The following is a 15,753-nucleotide window of genomic DNA, read 5'->3' on the forward strand; positions in this document are numbered from 1 at the left end:
ATGCACGCGCTCAAGCTGCAAGCCGCCGACGCCAAGCCTCGCAAAAGGCCGCAGAAAAGGCCGCTAAAAAAGCGTTTGCCAATAGCGGCATGGCTGGCGTTGTTGCCGATGGTCCTGACTGTCGTGTTCGCGTATCTCGGCACGATGGTCTGGACCGCGCGCGTGTCCCTCAGCAACTCGCGCACGTTTCCCTCCGGCGACTTCGCGGGCCTCACGCAATACACGCGGCTGTTCAACAATGATCGCTGGCTGCTGTCGCTGCAGAACATCGTGATCTACGGCGCGTGCTTTATCGTTGCGTGCATGGTGATCGGTTTGCTGCTGGCAATATTTATCGATCAGCGTGTGGTGGCGGAAGGCGCGTTGCGCACGGTGTTTCTCTATCCGTATGCGATGTCGTTTGTCGCAACGGGTTTGGTCTGGCAGTGGATTCTCAATCCTGAACTGGGTGCGCAGGCCGTGCTGCACAAGCTCGGTTTCGTGCATGCGCGCTTCGACTGGATCGTCGATCAGGACTGGGTGATCTACACCATCGTCATCGCAACCGTGTGGCAGGCGTCCGGTCTCGTGATGGCGCTGATGCTGGCCGGCTTGCGCGGTATCGACGACGAACTGTGGAAAGCCGCGCGTATCGACGGGATTCCGCGTTGGCGCGTCTATGCGAGTATCGTCGTGCCGATGCTCGGACCTTCGATCTCCACTGCCTTCGTGCTGCTCTTCGTAATGGTAGTGAAGCTTTACGACGCCGTGGTTGCGATGACGCAAGGCGGTCCTGGCACGGCGAGCGAAGTGCCGGCGAAGTTCATCATGGATTACCTGTTCGGCCGCGCGAATATCGGTCTCGCGTCGGCAGCGTCGATCGTGCTGCTGGCCACGGTGCTCGCGATTCTCGCGCCGTTCTTCTATGCCCGCAACCGCGCTGCGTTGCGCAAGGACGTGTGATGAACACGCTCGATCCTCCACTGAAAGGCGGCACGCCGAGCCATAGCCGCCGACGCCGCCGGGCTTTTACACCCGCGCGCCTCGGCGTCTACGCATTTCTCCTGACCGCCGCGTTGTTCTTCCTGCTGCCGTTGTACGTGATGCTCGTCACGTCGGTCAAACCGATGAGCGAGATTCGCCTCGGCAATCTGCTCGCCTTCCCCACGCATTTCACACTCGACGCATGGAGCGCCGCGTGGCAATCCGCCTGTACGGGGCTCGATTGCAACGGCATTCAGGTCGGCTTCTGGAATTCGGTGCGTATCGTCGTGCCGAGCACGGTGCTGTCGATCATGATCGGCGCGGTGAACGGCTATGCGCTGTCGTTCTGGCGCCCGCGCGGGGCCGGGCTGCTGTTCGGCGTCCTGTTGATGGGCGCCTTCATTCCGGTGCAGGTGATGGTCTATCCGCTCGTACGCGTGCTCGCGAGCGTGCATCTGTTCAGTTCGCTGCCGGGTATCGTGGTGATTCACACCATCTTCGGCATGCCCGTGATGACGCTGCTGTTTCGCAACTACTACGCGTCGATTCCGCAGGAGCTGTTCAAGGCGGCGCGCATCGACGGCGGCGGTTTCTGGCGTATTTTCTTGCAACTGATGCTGCCGATGTCCACGCCGATTATCGTCGTCGCGGTCATCATGCAGGTGACGGGCATCTGGAACGACTTCATTCTCGGGCTGGTGTTCGCCGGCACAAAAAACCTGCCGATGACGGTGCAGCTGAACAACATCATCAACACGACGACCGGCGAGAGGCTCTATAACGTCAATATGGCGGCGACCATTCTGACCTCCATGGTGCCGCTTGCGGTCTACTTCATTTCGGGCCGCTGGTTTGTGCGCGGCATTGCGTCCGGCGCCGTCAAGGGATAAGGCGATAAGGAATGACAAACCTGGCTAATGTGGCAAACGCGGAGGCACATGCGGCAGCAGATACGGCAGACGTGGCTAACGCTGGCAATGTGGCGGATGCGGCGGGTCTGTCGAATCCTGCCAACGTGTCGGTGCGCAACCTGAAGATCCAGCTCGGCGCGAATACGGTGATCGAAAATCTCGATCTCGACGTGCGTGCCGGCGAGTTCGTCGTGCTGCTCGGCCCATCGGGCTGCGGCAAATCCACCTTGCTGCATAGCATCGCTGGCTTGATCGACGTGACCGACGGCAGCATCGAAATTGCAGGCGTTGACATGACGTGGGCCGACCCGAAAGATCGCCGTATCGCGCTGGTGTTCCAGTCATATGCGTTGTATCCGACCATGACTGTCGAGCGCAATCTGTCGTTTGCGTTGCGCATCAACGGTACGCCGAAGGCGGAAATCGCGCGGCGGGTGACGCGTGCGTCCGAGATGCTGCAACTCGGACCGCTACTCAAGCGCAAGCCGGCGCAACTCTCCGGCGGGCAGCGGCAGCGGGTGGCGATCGGCCGTGCGATCGTGCGCGAGGCCGACGTGTTCCTGTTCGACGAGCCGCTCTCGAATCTCGACGCCAAGTTGCGCACCGAATTGCGCCGCGAACTCAAGCAACTTCACCAGCGCCTGGGCGCGACGATGATCTACGTGACCCACGATCAGGTCGAAGCCATGACGCTCGCCACGCGCATGGCGGTGATGCGCGGCGGCGTGATCCAGCAGTTCGGCACGCCCGCCGAAGTCTATGCACGGCCGAACAATCTGTTCGTCGCAACGTTTCTGGGTTCGCCCGCGATGAATCTGCTCAAGGGCACGCTTGAGGTGCGCGACGGCTCACACCACTTTTGCACAGCGCATTTGCGGCTCGATGTGACGCAATATCCTTTCAAAGACCTGCCAACGGATCGTCTACCTTGCGTGCTCGGCGTCCGGGCCGAAGACGTGCGTGTCGGTGAGGGATCGAGCACGGAAATGAACGAACGCGCGAACATTTCGTTAATCGAGCCGATGGGCAACCACCGTGTCATTTGGCTCGACTATCATGGAGTGCAAATCGCGTCGATCGACCAGACGAAGACGCCGGTGGCGGTAGGCGATACCGCGGCGTTCGCGTTCGATAGCGCGCATATTTCGCTGTTCGATGAAGAAGGCGGCGCGCGTCTATAGTGACTGGACGCCGCGTCGTTGAATACAACAGGCTTGACGGAGAACCGCGTGGCAACACTCAAAGATGTCGCGGCACTGGCCGGCGTCGGCATGTCGACTGCCTCACGAGCCATTTCCGGTAAGGGACCCATTTCAGCCGATGCCGCCGCCCGTGTGAAGGCTGCTATCGAAGCGCTGAATTTCCGGCCGTCGTCCATCGGCCGCGCGATGGCGACGCAATCGCTCGGCATGATCGGTATTTTCGTGCCGACCTTCTTCGGCTCTTACTACGGCACGATTCTCAAGCAGACCGACACCGAACTGCGCGCGGTGCGCCGCCACGTGGTGGTTGCGACGGGTTGCGGGGAAGTGTCGCCGCGCGAGCAGGCCATCGAGGCGGTGCACTTTCTGATTGGCCGCGACTGCGACGGCGTGGTGGTGATCAGCCACGATCTGCACGACGACGATCTGAACATGCTGCATCGCATGCATCCGAAAATGGTGTTTCTGAATCGCGCGTTCGATCAGTTGCCGGAGGCGTCGTTTTGCGCGGATCATCGGCGCGGAGGCGAACTGGCGGCGCGCACGCTGCTCGATCATGGGCATCGGGACATCGCGGTGATTTCCGGGCCATTCAGCGCTTCGGACAATCAGACCCGGCTCGAAGGCTTCTTTGCCGAATTGCTGCGCGAAGGCATCGCACGCGAGGACGTCACGCTGATCGAATCGGACTTCTCGCCAGAAGGCGGCTACGCGGCCGCGCAGAAGCTGCTCGATTCGAAGCGGCGTTTCACCGGTCTCTTTTGCGCGAACGACACAATGGCGGTGAGCGTGCTGGCGCGCTTCCACCAGGCGGGCATTGCCGTACCGGACGAAGTCTCCGTAATCGGCTACGACGATGATTATTCGGCCGCCTATGCCGCGCCTGGCCTCACCTCGGTGCATATCCCGACGGCGGAGTTGACGCAGAACGCGGTGCGCTGGCTGATCAATCAATGTTACCGGACCTCGTGGGAGATCTTCCGCGAGTTTCCGGTGAGCGTGACGATGCGGGAGTCGGTGGGGCCGGCGCCGGGGGGGAAGGCTGCGTCGATCAAGGTCAAGGCAGCCAGTTGCAGCAGCGCGGCGTAGCCTCTTCTCGGAGCCGGCGCGCGGGTGGGTGTGCCAGGCCTCGCTCATGCGCCGCTTACGCGTGGCGTAGGCGCGGTTAGAACTTAGGTCCCGCTGCGCAGCGACTGTTCGTAGCGCAAACGCGCTTCTTCATCGAGCCGCGTGTCTTCGAGTTCCTGCAGCACGGCTTCGAGATCGATCGGCGTGGTGTCCAGTTCGACACGGCCGGTCAACCTGGCGTCCACGTGCAATGCGCCTGCTTCGTACAGCGACCAGATTTCCTTGCCGTAGCTCGTATCGAGCAACGCTGGCGCGAAGCGGCCGAAATACGTGGCGAGGTTGTTCACGTCGCGCTCCAGCATGGCCGGCGCTTCCAGATTGCCGGCGGCATCCACGGCTTGCGGCAGGTCGATGATCACCGGGCCGTCAGCTGCGAGCAGGATGTTGTATTCGGACAGGTCGCCGTGAATCATGCCGGCGCACAGCATGCGCACCACCTGGTTGAGCAGCAGCGCGTGCAATTCGAGCGCGCGTGCTTCGGTCATCTCGACATCGTTCAGACGCGGCGCGACGTTGCCGTCCGCATCGGTCACCAATTCCATCAGCAACACGCCGTCAGTGCAGATAAAGGGCTGCGGCACGCGCACGCCCGCGTTGGCGAGCTGGAACAGCGCATCGACTTCCGCGTTCTGCCACGCCTGTTCCTGCACTTCGCGGCCATAGCGGCTGCCTTTTTCCATGGCGCGCTGCTGGCGGCTGTTCTTGACCTTGCGACCCTGCTGATAGGACGCAGCCTGGCGGAAACTGCGCTGTTTGGCGTCCTTATAGACCTTTGCGCAGCGCGTGGATTCGCCGCTGCGGACCACGTAGACGGTGGCTTCCTTACCGCTCATCAGCTGCGAGATGACTTCGTCGATCAGGCCTTCTTCGACCAGCGGGAGCAGGCGTTTGGGTGTTTTCATGCGGCCGCCGGGGAGCGGTGGGCGGCTGATCGGCGCTGAGCGGCCGGACGTGCGGGGAGAGGGTGCGGAATTCGGATCATGCCGGATTATAAGGGGTATGGAGACATGTGTCGGAACGCGAGCGTCAAGGTGCCGGATGCAACCGGCGCTCCCCGTATGTGTGGCCGCCATGCGAGGGCATCACGCCTGAAATACAGACTCCATTCGCTGTATTTCGGGTCGGGACAGATTCACCGCGGTGGCTTCTTCCCGCCACGTGTTGACGGCGTCTTGAACTTCCGCAACGATGCGGCGCGCTTGCGTATCGTCGAGTCGATAAAACTCAGCGGTTTCGATCGCGGTTTCAAGACTCGGCAGGGCGCTTATGCCATCCAGCGTGAGCGCGTGTTCCCGCTTGCCCGGGTTCGGATTCATATCGAACGCTGGCGAGAGTCGCCAGCCCGATGCCTCGCGAATGAAGCCGTGATTGCGTAGATGATCGTCGCGATTTCCCACGAGCACGTTGAAGACGACTCTTCTGAAGAGTTGAGTGAGATCGTCGTCGATATGACCTTGTGCACCGTTGCCGGCGAGGTACTCGGCAATGTCCAGATAGCTTGCATCCGATTCGCCATCCTGACGTTCGAGCAAGGTCATGGCAGAGGTGTACATGCGCCGGCTGCCTTCACGGCGATCGAATCGTTCGACGCAGAACGTGCCATAACGTGCGCCGACGTACTTGAGTTCGGACTGCGGCACCCAAATGCCGGCTTTTCTCGCTAGTCGGTGGGCGATGTATTCCCACGCGCCGATGTCATAACGGTCGTCTTTCGCCGGGAATTTGGCGATCCAGAGATCGTTGCCCAAGCTGGTGAAGTTCGCTTTCGGGCGAGCGCCGCCGAGCGATGTGCCGGGGGCGATCAGCATGGCGAGCCACCGCTCGTACTCGGGAAGTTTCTCGATATCCGCCTCTTCAATGCGCAGGCTGATATACGCCAAGGTCGCGAGATCGGTGACCGGCGGCGCGGCATCGGCGCTGTTGTCGAGGAAATGTCCCTCCGTGCCCTGAAACCGCAGCGCGCCGACTCGCGTCAGATCGTGTACGCCCAGCAGGAAATCGATTTCCTGCAAATTACGCATGGGCCGGTCTTCGCGATCTGCCGCCGCGGCCTCGCGGCGCTCCATCAGCACGCGGCCCCAGCGATCCGGCGCTGAGTCCATGAAGACGCCGAATGCGGCGGACTTGGCAGGCGGATATTGCTCGTCGGTCCATAACTCGAGGCGCGGGTCGAGCATGAATGCCTGACGTCCGTCTACCCAACTGTTCTCATAGGCAAACGAGGCAGGCAAGTCGGTGCGTGTGGTCTGGCGATACAAGGTGCCGACCTGCTGCATGCTGCTCAGTTCGGCTGCGTCGAGAAATACCTTGAACGCATCTCGAGGTTTATTGCTGACCATCAGATTTCTTCGGGCGGTTTTTTGTCGGCTGCCCGGTTTTGATCGCAGCGGCCCCGGGCGTGTCCGTACGCGGTTTTCGCTGACCCGGCAACTTGAGATCCTGCAACTTGCGGCCGAGTTCGTCGTCGCGGGCGACGGCGTCCATGTCCTTGTCGAGGCCCAACACGCGAAGCGCTCGCATATAGGTGCCGAGCGCGATATTCGGATCGCCTTTCTCGAGGCGGTTCAACGTGTCGCGCGAAATGCCCAGCCTTTCGGCGAACAGAACGGTTGGGAGTTCGCGCCGCAGGCGGGCGAGTTTCAGCCGTTCGCCGAGAGCACGCATCTGCTTCTCGACCGACGGAAAGGGACGTTGAAAGGTGCGAGGCATGTCCGATAGATTAGGCAAATATTCTGAATGTGTCAAAAGTATCGGACAAATCGGGGGCTTGGGGCGGTATACAAATGAATGACACCACACAGGAATGTCCGATATTTTAGTCAAATTTTTATTTTGTGCCTAAAGTATCGGACATTTCAAGGTGGGGCGACCGGCGAAAGAGCCTTGCAAATCACTTCAAACCCCTTCGCCCGTCACCGGCCCCCTCAACAACGGCCCAATTGCCTCCTCGATGCAGTGGACGAAATATTCCGCCGGCCGCGTCAGTTGGGACTCTTGCGGAGACATCAGATACAACTGCAACGGCGGCGTCGGCGCAACGCGTTCCGCGCGTCGGTGGTGTATCGCGATACGTCCGGCGTGCACGACTCGGCAAATAATCTCGCGAAAGATTCGGCATTCGGCGTGATGCTTGGCTACGACTACACCCTCTCCAAACGCACGGGGTTCGATGCGCGCGCCGGCTTCATCCGTAACTACGACATTTCCACCGTACTGCTGAACAATAATCCGCTGCCGACACAAACCGGCAGCACCGCACCGGAACTCGGCACGACGCCGGTCACCGTATCGCTGGGCATGTATCACAACTTCTAGGCGCGAGTCTCCCCATGAATGCAATCCAACACACGGCTAGTGCTGTCGCGACCGAGGTGACCGACGTGAAAGAGCGACGTGGCTTGAGCCGTCGGTCCATCTTGCGCTTGATGGGCCGCGGTAACGTTTTTGTAATACTGCGCAACAGTGTTTTGCGTTTTCCCTCATTCATTTCGCACGGCAATCGCTTAAACTTGCCAGTAACAATTTGTTACGGGGTGCGAGATGTTGGCTGTGTTCATCATCGCCTGTCCGATCTGCATTGCCGCGTTGTTCGGTTTCGCGCGGCATGTGGATCCGCTGACAGGGCAGTTCAAGCGTTAAGTCCAAAGTAGGGGCAGTTCGGCAACGCTGCCGGAAGACCCGCGGGCTTTAGGGTTTTTCTTTACCCGTCCGCAGTCCCAAGCCTTGCCTTTGTGTGCCGAGTCGCGGCACGATGCGCGATAACCTTAGTTCGGGGCACCATCGCGCATGCGAGATTTTCTGTCAAACATCACCACACGCCTTGGCGTACTGAAGAGCGTGCTGCCTTTGAGCCGTGCCGCGGCGGCGCGCGATGCGCTGGCCGGCGTGCAACTGGCGTCGATGGATATTCCGCAGGTGCTCGGTTATGCGCGCATTGCGGGCATGCCTGCCGTTACCGGCCTTTACACCGTCTTTCTGCCGCTTATCGCGTTCGCGTTCTTCGGCGCGTCGCGGCACCTCGTCGTGGCTGCCGACTCTGCCACCGCCACCATTTTCGCCAGCCGGCTCTCGACCATGGCGCCGGCTTCGAGTGCCGAATATGCCGCGCTCGCCGGGATGGTCGCGTTGCTCACTGCCGCGCTCCTGTTCATCGCACGGATCTTCAAGCTCGGTTTTCTCGCTGACTTTCTCTCGCGCACGGTGCTGGTCGGCTTCCTCGCCGGCGTCGGCGTGCAGGTCGGCATCGCCATGCTGGGCGACATGTTCGGCGTGCCCGGGCATGCCGCGCGCAGCGTCGATCAACTCGCGCTCGTGGTGCGCGAGTCGGCGCAGATCAATCTGCCGACGCTCGCTATTTCTGTGCTGGTGGTGGTCTCCATTCTGGTTTGCAAGCGGTTTTTGCCACGTGTGCCGGTGCCGTTGATCGCGGTGGTGGCGGGTATCGCTGCAAGCGACGTCTACGGTTTCGCAGCGCACGGTATTGCCATACTTGGGCCGGTGGCTGGCGGGCTGCCGCCGCTGCGCATGCCCTCGGTCACATGGCAGCAGCTGCTAGATCTGCTGCCGGTCGCCGCCTCGTGTTTCGTCATGATCGTCGCGCAAAGCGCCGCTGCGAGCCGCGTATTCGCCGAGCGCTATCACGAAACCGTCGACACCAATGCCGATCTGCTGGGTATTGCCGCTGCCAACGCCGCAGCGGCGTTTTCCGGCGCCTTCGTGGTGAACGGCAGCCCGACGCAAACCGCCATGGCCGATCGCGCCGGTACGCGCAGCCAGTTCGCACAGATCGTATTCGCGCTAGTGGTGGTCGTGGTGCTGCTGTTTTTCAGCCGTTTTCTGCAGTACCTGCCGCACTGCGTTCTGGCCAGCATCGTGTTTACGATCGCCATCGGCCTGATCAATCTGACGACGCTGTTTTCGATCCGCCGCGAAAGCCCAGGTGAATTCACGCTGGCCGTATTCACCGCGGCGGCCGTGGTGCTGATCGGTGTCGAGCACGGCATTCTGGTGGCGGTGGCGTTATCGTTGCTGCGGCATGTGCGGCACAGTTACCAGCCGCACACCATGATTCTCGTGCCCGGCGAAGGCGGCATCTGGGTACCGGTGCCGGCCGCGCCCGGACTCCAGACCGCACCGGGGCTGATCGTCTATCGCTTCGGCGCCGATCTGTTCTACGCGAACGACCATTTTTTCGTCGACGACACCCGCACCCTGATCGATCATGCGCCGAGCCCGGTACGCTGGTTTGTGATCGACTCCGGCGCGATCACCGACCTCGACTATTCGGCGGCGCGTTCAATCGGCGAGTTGTGCGAGACGCTAAAGAGCCAAGGTACCGAAATGATCTTCGCGCGCGTGAACCGGTATTTGCGCTCGGACATGGACCGGCATGGGATCACGCCGGTCGTCGGTGCAAAATGTATTTTCAGCACCCTGCATGAAGCGCTGCGCGTGGCGGGCGTGGAGCAGCCTGGTACGAACGTGAAAGACGCGTCGTAAATATCTGTTGGCCGGACACGGTGGATTGCTTCAGGTTTGCGGCTCTTCGTCTGCAAAGAAGTAGCCGATAAAAAAACATGCGCCGGCCAGCAGGGCGCCGAGTACGGCCACTGTATAAGCGAGCGCGGTACCGTGCCAAAGACCGTCGAACCACTGATGAAGCTGCGCCATCAGTACCGCCGCATTGCCGCCGATTTGCTGCAATTCGATCTGATAGCGCGGGTCGGTGATGCTGTACATGGCGACGGCGCTGTCTGGCGCCGGAGCCATGGCATAGATGATCGCCGCGGCGATCAGACCGGCGAGCAGCACGGCGGTGCCCGCCAGATAAAGCCGCTTTTGCAATGGCGAGCGCTTTGCTGCCGGATTCAGGTTGTTGCCACCGCTCATCGTGTTCGCGTGTCCGCTCAAGTCATCAGGGTGACAGTATCGCAGAGCGGGCGCGTCTCGAAGGCGCGGCTAGCTTTTCGAAGTCAGCAGCTTGATACCGGCAATGCCGAACATGATCGCGAGCGACCCATCCAGCCAGCGACGGATCGCGACGTAGATGCGCCGTGCGGACGCAGTTGAAAACAGCACGGCGTAGCTGCTGAACACGGATACGCCGATCACCATGCAACCGAGCACCACCGGCGCGGTGTGCGACGTGCCGCCTGCCGGCGACATAGCCAGCGAAACGATCGAGAGCCACACCAGAATCGCTTTCGGATTGGTGAGGTGCAGCAGCAGGCCGCGCAGATAGAGCCGTTTGAGCGGTTCGCCTTCGCGCGCGGTATGCGTGGGCAGCTTTTCCGCGCTGAATGCCGAGCGCGCGGATTTGAAGCCGAGCCACAGCAGATAAAGTCCGCCGGCAATCTTGATCGCCACCAGACATTCCGAGTAAGTGGCAAGTACCGCCGACAAACCGAGCGACGCTAGCAACGCCCAGAAGAATGAACCGGACACCACGCCGAGGGCGAAGGTCAGCGCGGATTTCCTGCCGGCGCTCATGGCAAGCGACATGATCGCGAGATTGCTCGGCCCCGGACTCGCCGTGCCGACGAAATAGGCGCTGTAGGCGATCAGGACATCGGCGGTGAGGAAGGAACTGGCGGTCATGAGCTTGTACCTCGGCGGCAGGCAAACGGTGCCGCTCGTTGCGGCACAGGCGGAGAGCGCGGATCGATGCGCGAGCAACAATTCTGCTCGCCCGCGTGCCAATCTCACAGATACAGTTGACGGCCTGTGCAACGGCACAATCGTGCGTTTGCCGGCTAACCCAGGTCATAACCCAGGTAATAACCCAAGTAATGCAGCAGACTCAGGTAATTCAGCCTGACCGGGCAACTCAGGCTCCCGCCGCAGTGCCGATGCAGTCAGCCAGTGCCCCCGCTACTGCCTGCCGGCTATGCCGCGGACGCTGCACGAGTCCGATTTCACGGTGAAACGTCGCGTCGCCGAGTTCGAGTGCGGTGACGTTGGCGGGCCACCTGCCGAGTCCCGCTGTATTCGGAATCAGCGCCACGCCGATGCCGCGCGCAACCAGTTGCGCGATGCCCTGCAACTCGTCCAGTTCGATCACGTCGTGCACGTTCAGCCGCGCGCGCCGTAGAAATCGGTCGACCAGCCTGCCGCCGAACGACCCGCGGTCGTAGCGGATGAACGGTTCGCTCCTGAGCAGTTCGCGCCAGGACGGTTTGCCACGCGCAAGCGCCTTGGGCACCAGCAGCACGAACGGTTCAGTGACGAGCGTGCGCCATTCGAGTTCAGACGGCAGCGCGAACGGCGGTTTGATGATGACCGCGAGATCGAGTTCGCCCGAGTCCACCTGCCCGAGCAAACCCAGCGACACGCCGGGCACGACGCGAATCCGCCAGCCGGGACGGTCGTCGCGAAAGCGCGCCAGCGCGTCGGCGAGAAACGACACCTGCGCGGATGCGATCGCGCCGACCCGCAGCATGCCGCTTTCGGCCGCGCCCGTGCCGCGTTCCGAGAGCCGTGCGTAAAGCGTCATCATTTCTTCGGCGAGCGCGAGCGTTTCGCGGCCGGCGTCGTTGAGCGTCGCGGAACGGCCGGTGCGGTCGAACAGCGCGAAACCGAGTTCCGTTTCGAGCCGCTGCATCTGCGCGCTCACAGCGGATTGGGTCAGGCCGATGCGCGCGCCCGCGCCGGAAAACGTGCCGTACTGGCTGACGGCGAGAAAGGTTTTGAGTTCGCTGAGCATTGTCGATTGATCGATTTTGGTGGTGGTCAGATCAAATATATATCGTTTTTCACCATTTTTAGTCATGGTTAAAATTTGCCTTACGCGTGCGCCTTTCCGGGCCGCTTCATTGACCGTTCTATTGACCGATACACGAGCCCACATTCCTTTCTGCGAGTTTTCCCATCATGAGCGTTGCCGAAACCGTTTTGCCGCCGTTCCATCTGGCGTTTCCTGTGCATAGCCTCGCCGCCGCACGCGAGTTCTATGGCGAGTTGCTCGGCTGTCCGGAAGGGCGCAGTTCCCCGGACTGGGTCGACTTCAACTTTTACGGCCATCAGATCGTCGCGCACCTCTCGCCCGAGGAAATCGGCCACCGTCAGACGAGCAAGGTCGACGGCGATGCGGTGCCGGTGCGCCACTTCGGTGCGGTGCTCTCGATGCAACAATGGCAGGCCGCCGCGGACAAGCTGCAAAAGGCCGGCATCGACTTCATCATCGAACCGCACGTGCGCTTCAAGGGGGAGGTCGGCGAACAGGCGACGATGTTCTTCCTCGATCCGTCGGGTAACGCGCTGGAATTCAAGGCGTTTGCGGATATGTCGTCGTTGTTTGCGAAGTAATAGCGTCACGCGGTGGCGAGCAACCCCGACCGGGCGTCAGGAGCAGCGTGATCACGGTTAGCGTGTGCGTCGCCCTGACCGCAGTTCGCGGGCTCATCGGGTGACGCCTTCTCAGCGCTCAACCACCTTGAACACCCGATTCTTGTCGAGCGTAGCGGGATCGAGCGTCGTCTCGCCGCCTTGCGCGGGCAACGCGGGGCTGGCGTCTTCCAGCGCGAGTCCGGTATAGCGGCTTCGTGGCCGTATGACCTTGCCCACCCGAAGCTGCTCGATGCAATGCGCGAGCAGACCCACGCTTCGGGCCGTTGCAAACAACGCGAACGATGCGTCGCGTGGCAACGCCAATTGCGCCGCCAGGGCAGCAAGCGCAACGTCGATATTCGGCTTGAGCCCGGTCAGTTCAACCACCTTGTCGATGAACGACATGAGTTCTTGAGGTGGATTCAGCACGTCGAGCAATGCGCCTGCCCGCGGATCGCCGTCCGGATACAGATGATGTCCGAATCCCGGGATGGGAATGGCCGACTGCAAGTGATGGGCGACGACGTACTCCGCACCGAGTCTTCCGACGTCGTCAAACACGGCCCGCACGCGGCCCGACGCATCGCCATGCAGCGGGCCGGAGAAAGTCGCGAGTCCCGTGAGCAGGCATCCCGGCAGCGACGCGCCGGTGGAGGCGGTAATCCTCGCGGCGAACGCCGAACTCGTAATCTCGTGGTCGGCCACGAGGACCATGGCACGGCGGATCAGTTCGGCGCCATCGCGGTCCTGGCCCCAGCCGAGCGCGAGCCGTTCATGCGTCGGTTGTGCCTTCGCGTCACACTGCGCGCCAAACGCTTGCGCGATGAGCGCCACGAGCCGGCCAGCCTCGACATGCAGTGCGCTGTCCGTGCGTCCGTGGGTCGAGTGCCCGTTGGCCGCGAGCGCCGCCAGCGAAGTGAACGCGCATTGCCTGCCTCGCTCGTCGCCCTGTAGCGGCAGGTCACCGGTTTCGAAGGAAACGGGCGCGCGCGCATTCCAGAGAATGGCTGCCACCTCCTCAAGCGTGGCCGTGTCCGAAAGCCGGATGCTATCCCGTCCCCGGTAATACGGCCGGCCTTTCGAGAAGGTGGTGATGTCGCTGTAAATGCAGGGCTCCGCACCGAATATCGTCCCGGCGGCGAGCGCTTCGCGCTTGCGTCCCACCTGTTTTTTACGGCACAGACCAGCGACATCCTCCGCACGATAGAGGCTTTTGCGCGGGTCATGCGGATCCGGCATGACAGCGATGTTGCCTCGACTTACGTACGCGTAGACAGTCTGCGCCTGCACTCCGAGTTGTCGAGCCGCTTCCGTCAGAGTGATCCAGTTTCGCATGGGATGGCAGGCAAGGTGATGCGGCGGCCGGGGTAGCGGGGCAAGTGCGATCCGGATCGCGCCTTGCATACGAGCGCGCCCGATCCAGCGTCAATAGTGACGTTTTTTCAGGTAAAAGTCATCTCGGCGGGGCGCCGCTCCAGGACTTCCACGAGAATATCGCCCGGCGATCGCACGAAGCAGGCTCTGACGCCGGGGCGAACCTGCTTGACCGGCTCGACGATTTCCGCGTCGCAGCGCAACAGATGCTCGAACGCGGCGTCGAGATCGTCCACGACCACGCCGAAATGATCGATGCCCTGCTTTTGCTGGCTATCAGGGCGGCCGGTTTGGGCGCCCGTCAGCGCCGTGATGAAAAGGTTGATGCTGCCGATGCGCAAATCCACTCGCCCCGGGCGGCGCACGATCTCCGCGTTCAGGCAGCGCGCAAACCATGCGGCGGTGGCTTCGGCATCCGCCGAGCACAGTTGCAGATGATCCCACTTGAATTCAATCATTCGATTTCACCAGATAGTTGAAAGCGTCACAGTTCGATGCGGGAAAGCTTCCCCAGCAGCACGGAGTACGAGAGTGCGCCGAGCAGGCATATCGCGCCCATCAGGTTGAGCGCCCAGTAGAAGTGACCGGTGTGGTGGGTGATGTAGCCGATCATGAGCGGGGTGGTGACGGCCGCGATGTTGGCCGCTAGGCTAGTGATGCTGCTGGTCAGTCCCACGTACTGCCGAGGCGCGATTTCGGAGACGGCGGCCCACGACATCGATCCGACGCCCTGCGCGAAGAACGCGATCGTCAGGATGGCGATCACCCCCTCGTTCGACTCGACGAAATTGACGAGTACGATAGACGCGCCGAGCAGCGTGCCAATAATGAGCGGTGCCTTGCGTGCAGTGGAAATCGACACGCCGCGTCGGATGAAAAAGTCTGAGAGAAAGCCGGCAAGGAGAATGCCGACCGTCGCGCCGATAAAAGGGAGTGCCTGGAAGATCCCGACCTTGATCATCGACATGTGACGCGCTTCGATCAGATAGGTCATGAACCAGGTGGTGAAGAAGACCAGCAAGGTGTTGTTGCAGAACTTGCCGATGCAGATGGCGAGAATCTGCCGGTAGCTGAGCAGCTTGAGTGCCATGCGCCAATCGAACTTCTCACGGGGCTTGCGCGCCACCGTACCGCCTTCATTGATGTATTGCAGTTCGGCGGCATTCACGCCCGCGTGCTGATGTGGATCACGGTAAACCCGGTACCAGAGAAAACTGAACAGTATGCCGAAGCCGCCCGTCACGTAAAAGACCGTACGCCAACCGTACGCGGCGGAGATCCACAACAGCAAGCCGGTGAACAAGGGCGTCCCGATGTATTGCCCCATGACATAGACGCTGGTCGCGAAACCGCGCTCCCGGGCGGGAAACCACAACGTCACGGCACGCGCGTTCGAAGGAAAGGCCGGCGCCTCCATTGCGCCGATTGCGAGCCGCGAGCCGAGCAACATGTGATAGCCGGTCGCGAAACCCTGCGTCAACGTGGCGAATGACCAGCCGAGGAGGGACAGCCCATAGGCGAGGCGCGAGCCGAGAACGTCGGTCAGTATGCCGCCGGGCACTAGAGCAATGGAATAGGCTAGGCCGAATCCGGCAAACAGTTCGCCCATCTCCATCCTGTTGAGCGCAAGGCCTTTCGAGAGGCCCGGCGCAACGATACCCAGCGCCGACCGGTCCACGTAATTGAGGATGGTTGCCGCGAGCAGCATCGAGAGCACGACGTACCGCACCCTGGAGCGTTTCGTGGTATCCGCGTAAGCCGGGTTTCGGCCCGGCAATGTGTGTTCCTCTACGGCTTTCATCGGTGTCTCCAGAACATTCGCCAGTTGTCTTTTTATAGTTGGCGCAAGG

General features: G+C 61.6%; 16 protein-coding genes. 7 read left to right on the plus strand and 9 right to left on the minus strand.

Annotated elements, in window-relative coordinates; translation table 11 throughout:
* The 4 genes from KHO31_RS28255 to KHO31_RS28270 are packed head-to-tail and all read left to right on the plus strand — an operon-like array spanning nt 1 to nt 4,165.
* Nucleotides 1-942, plus strand: a complete 942-nt coding sequence (locus KHO31_RS28255; protein WP_201139511.1) for a carbohydrate ABC transporter permease — start codon at nt 1-3, stop codon at nt 940-942.
* Entirely contained in the window at nt 942-1,853 is a 912-nt protein-coding gene (locus tag KHO31_RS28260) for a carbohydrate ABC transporter permease (RefSeq protein WP_201080810.1), read from the plus strand. The genes KHO31_RS28255 and KHO31_RS28260 overlap by 1 nt, the downstream gene beginning before the upstream one ends.
* An 11-nt stretch (nt 1,854-1,864) precedes the next feature.
* Nucleotides 1,865-3,055: an ABC transporter ATP-binding protein gene (locus KHO31_RS28265; protein WP_211624608.1), complete on the plus strand. Its 1,191-nt coding sequence runs from the start codon at nt 1,865-1,867 to the stop codon at nt 3,053-3,055.
* A gap of 48 nt (nt 3,056-3,103) precedes the next feature.
* The gene (locus KHO31_RS28270) at nt 3,104-4,165 is read left to right on the plus strand and encodes a LacI family DNA-binding transcriptional regulator (RefSeq protein WP_211624610.1); all 1,062 of its coding nucleotides are present in this window, start codon (nt 3,104-3,106) and stop codon (nt 4,163-4,165) included.
* 83 nt (nt 4,166-4,248) lie between these two features.
* Here the strand turns inward: KHO31_RS28270 and KHO31_RS28275 are convergent, their stop codons facing one another.
* The 3 genes from KHO31_RS28275 to KHO31_RS28285 form a co-directional block, all read right to left on the minus strand.
* Nucleotides 4,249-5,106, minus strand: coding sequence for a PA4780 family RIO1-like protein kinase (locus KHO31_RS28275; protein ID WP_201080816.1), 858 nt, complete (start codon nt 5,104-5,106; stop codon nt 4,249-4,251).
* A 180-nt stretch (nt 5,107-5,286) separates the two neighbouring features.
* On the minus strand, nt 5,287-6,543 hold the full coding sequence (locus KHO31_RS28280) for a type II toxin-antitoxin system HipA family toxin (RefSeq protein WP_211624612.1): 1,257 nt from the start codon (nt 6,541-6,543) through the stop codon (nt 5,287-5,289).
* The gene (locus KHO31_RS28285) at nt 6,530-6,868 is read right to left on the minus strand and encodes a helix-turn-helix transcriptional regulator (RefSeq protein WP_236061542.1); all 339 of its coding nucleotides are present in this window, start codon (nt 6,866-6,868) and stop codon (nt 6,530-6,532) included. The genes KHO31_RS28280 and KHO31_RS28285 overlap by 14 nt, the downstream gene beginning before the upstream one ends.
* A 330-nt stretch (nt 6,869-7,198) precedes the next feature.
* On the opposite strand from KHO31_RS28285, the gene KHO31_RS28290 reads away from it, so the two are divergent.
* Nucleotides 7,199-7,519: a porin family protein gene (locus KHO31_RS28290; RefSeq protein WP_236071502.1), complete on the plus strand. Its 321-nt coding sequence runs from the start codon at nt 7,199-7,201 to the stop codon at nt 7,517-7,519.
* Between the two features lie 471 nt (nt 7,520-7,990).
* Entirely contained in the window at nt 7,991-9,703 is a 1,713-nt protein-coding gene (locus KHO31_RS28295; protein WP_201080822.1) for a SulP family inorganic anion transporter, read from the plus strand.
* Between the two features lie 30 nt (nt 9,704-9,733).
* Here KHO31_RS28295 and KHO31_RS28300 read toward each other — a convergent pair whose 3' ends face one another.
* The 3 genes from KHO31_RS28300 to KHO31_RS28310 form a co-directional block, all read right to left on the minus strand.
* Complete coding sequence (locus tag KHO31_RS28300; RefSeq protein WP_201085997.1) at nt 9,734-10,093, minus strand: hypothetical protein; 360 nt, start codon at nt 10,091-10,093, stop codon at nt 9,734-9,736.
* 69 nt (nt 10,094-10,162) lie between these two features.
* Nucleotides 10,163-10,801: a LysE family translocator gene (locus KHO31_RS28305; RefSeq protein WP_201085996.1), complete on the minus strand. Its 639-nt coding sequence runs from the start codon at nt 10,799-10,801 to the stop codon at nt 10,163-10,165.
* A gap of 229 nt (nt 10,802-11,030) precedes the next feature.
* Nucleotides 11,031-11,906 (minus strand): LysR family transcriptional regulator, encoded by an 876-nt coding sequence (locus KHO31_RS28310; protein ID WP_211624614.1) that lies wholly within the window; start codon nt 11,904-11,906, stop codon nt 11,031-11,033.
* A gap of 167 nt (nt 11,907-12,073) precedes the next feature.
* Here KHO31_RS28310 and KHO31_RS28315 point away from each other — a divergent pair, with 167 nt between their 5' ends.
* The gene (locus KHO31_RS28315; RefSeq protein WP_201139516.1) at nt 12,074-12,508 is read left to right on the plus strand and encodes a VOC family protein; all 435 of its coding nucleotides are present in this window, start codon (nt 12,074-12,076) and stop codon (nt 12,506-12,508) included.
* 111 nt (nt 12,509-12,619) lie between these two features.
* On the opposite strand, the gene KHO31_RS28320 is transcribed toward KHO31_RS28315, so the two are convergent.
* The 3 genes from KHO31_RS28320 to KHO31_RS28330 form a co-directional block, all read right to left on the minus strand.
* Nucleotides 12,620-13,864 (minus strand): citrate synthase, encoded by a 1,245-nt coding sequence (locus tag KHO31_RS28320; protein WP_201139517.1) that lies wholly within the window; start codon nt 13,862-13,864, stop codon nt 12,620-12,622.
* Between the two features lie 107 nt (nt 13,865-13,971).
* Entirely contained in the window at nt 13,972-14,361 is a 390-nt protein-coding gene (locus tag KHO31_RS28325; protein ID WP_201139518.1) for a VOC family protein, read from the minus strand.
* Nucleotides 14,362-14,387: 26 nt separating this feature from the next.
* Nucleotides 14,388-15,704: an MFS transporter gene (locus KHO31_RS28330; protein WP_201080835.1), complete on the minus strand. Its 1,317-nt coding sequence runs from the start codon at nt 15,702-15,704 to the stop codon at nt 14,388-14,390.
* Between the last annotated feature and the right edge of the window lie 49 nt (nt 15,705-15,753).

It is taken from the genome of Paraburkholderia domus, from assembly GCF_905220705.1.
In the GTDB taxonomy this organism is placed as follows: domain Bacteria; phylum Pseudomonadota; class Gammaproteobacteria; order Burkholderiales; family Burkholderiaceae; genus Paraburkholderia; species Paraburkholderia domus.

What these genes read in the sequence shown, in the direction of transcription:
- KHO31_RS28305 (WP_201085996.1), bottom strand. Translation starts at nt 10,801, where the DNA reads ATGACCGCCAGTTCCTTCCTCACCGCCGATGTCCTGATCGCCTACAGC.
- KHO31_RS28285 (WP_236061542.1), bottom strand. Translation starts at nt 6,868, where the DNA reads ATGCGTGCTCTCGGCGAACGGCTGAAACTCGCCCGCCTGCGGCGCGAA.
- KHO31_RS28280 (WP_211624612.1), bottom strand. Translation starts at nt 6,543, where the DNA reads ATGGTCAGCAATAAACCTCGAGATGCGTTCAAGGTATTTCTCGACGCA.
- KHO31_RS28320 (WP_201139517.1), bottom strand. Translation starts at nt 13,864, where the DNA reads ATGCGAAACTGGATCACTCTGACGGAAGCGGCTCGACAACTCGGAGTG.
- KHO31_RS28300 (WP_201085997.1), bottom strand. Translation starts at nt 10,093, where the DNA reads ATGAGCGGTGGCAACAACCTGAATCCGGCAGCAAAGCGCTCGCCATTG.
- KHO31_RS28315 (WP_201139516.1), top strand. Translation starts at nt 12,074, where the DNA reads ATGAGCGTTGCCGAAACCGTTTTGCCGCCGTTCCATCTGGCGTTTCCT.
- KHO31_RS28330 (WP_201080835.1), bottom strand. Translation starts at nt 15,704, where the DNA reads ATGAAAGCCGTAGAGGAACACACATTGCCGGGCCGAAACCCGGCTTAC.
- KHO31_RS28260 (WP_201080810.1), top strand. Translation starts at nt 942, where the DNA reads ATGAACACGCTCGATCCTCCACTGAAAGGCGGCACGCCGAGCCATAGC.
- KHO31_RS28325 (WP_201139518.1), bottom strand. Translation starts at nt 14,361, where the DNA reads ATGATTGAATTCAAGTGGGATCATCTGCAACTGTGCTCGGCGGATGCC.
- KHO31_RS28265 (WP_211624608.1), top strand. Translation starts at nt 1,865, where the DNA reads ATGACAAACCTGGCTAATGTGGCAAACGCGGAGGCACATGCGGCAGCA.
- KHO31_RS28310 (WP_211624614.1), bottom strand. Translation starts at nt 11,906, where the DNA reads ATGCTCAGCGAACTCAAAACCTTTCTCGCCGTCAGCCAGTACGGCACG.
- KHO31_RS28295 (WP_201080822.1), top strand. Translation starts at nt 7,991, where the DNA reads ATGCGAGATTTTCTGTCAAACATCACCACACGCCTTGGCGTACTGAAG.
- KHO31_RS28255 (WP_201139511.1), top strand. Translation starts at nt 1, where the DNA reads ATGCACGCGCTCAAGCTGCAAGCCGCCGACGCCAAGCCTCGCAAAAGG.
- KHO31_RS28275 (WP_201080816.1), bottom strand. Translation starts at nt 5,106, where the DNA reads ATGAAAACACCCAAACGCCTGCTCCCGCTGGTCGAAGAAGGCCTGATC.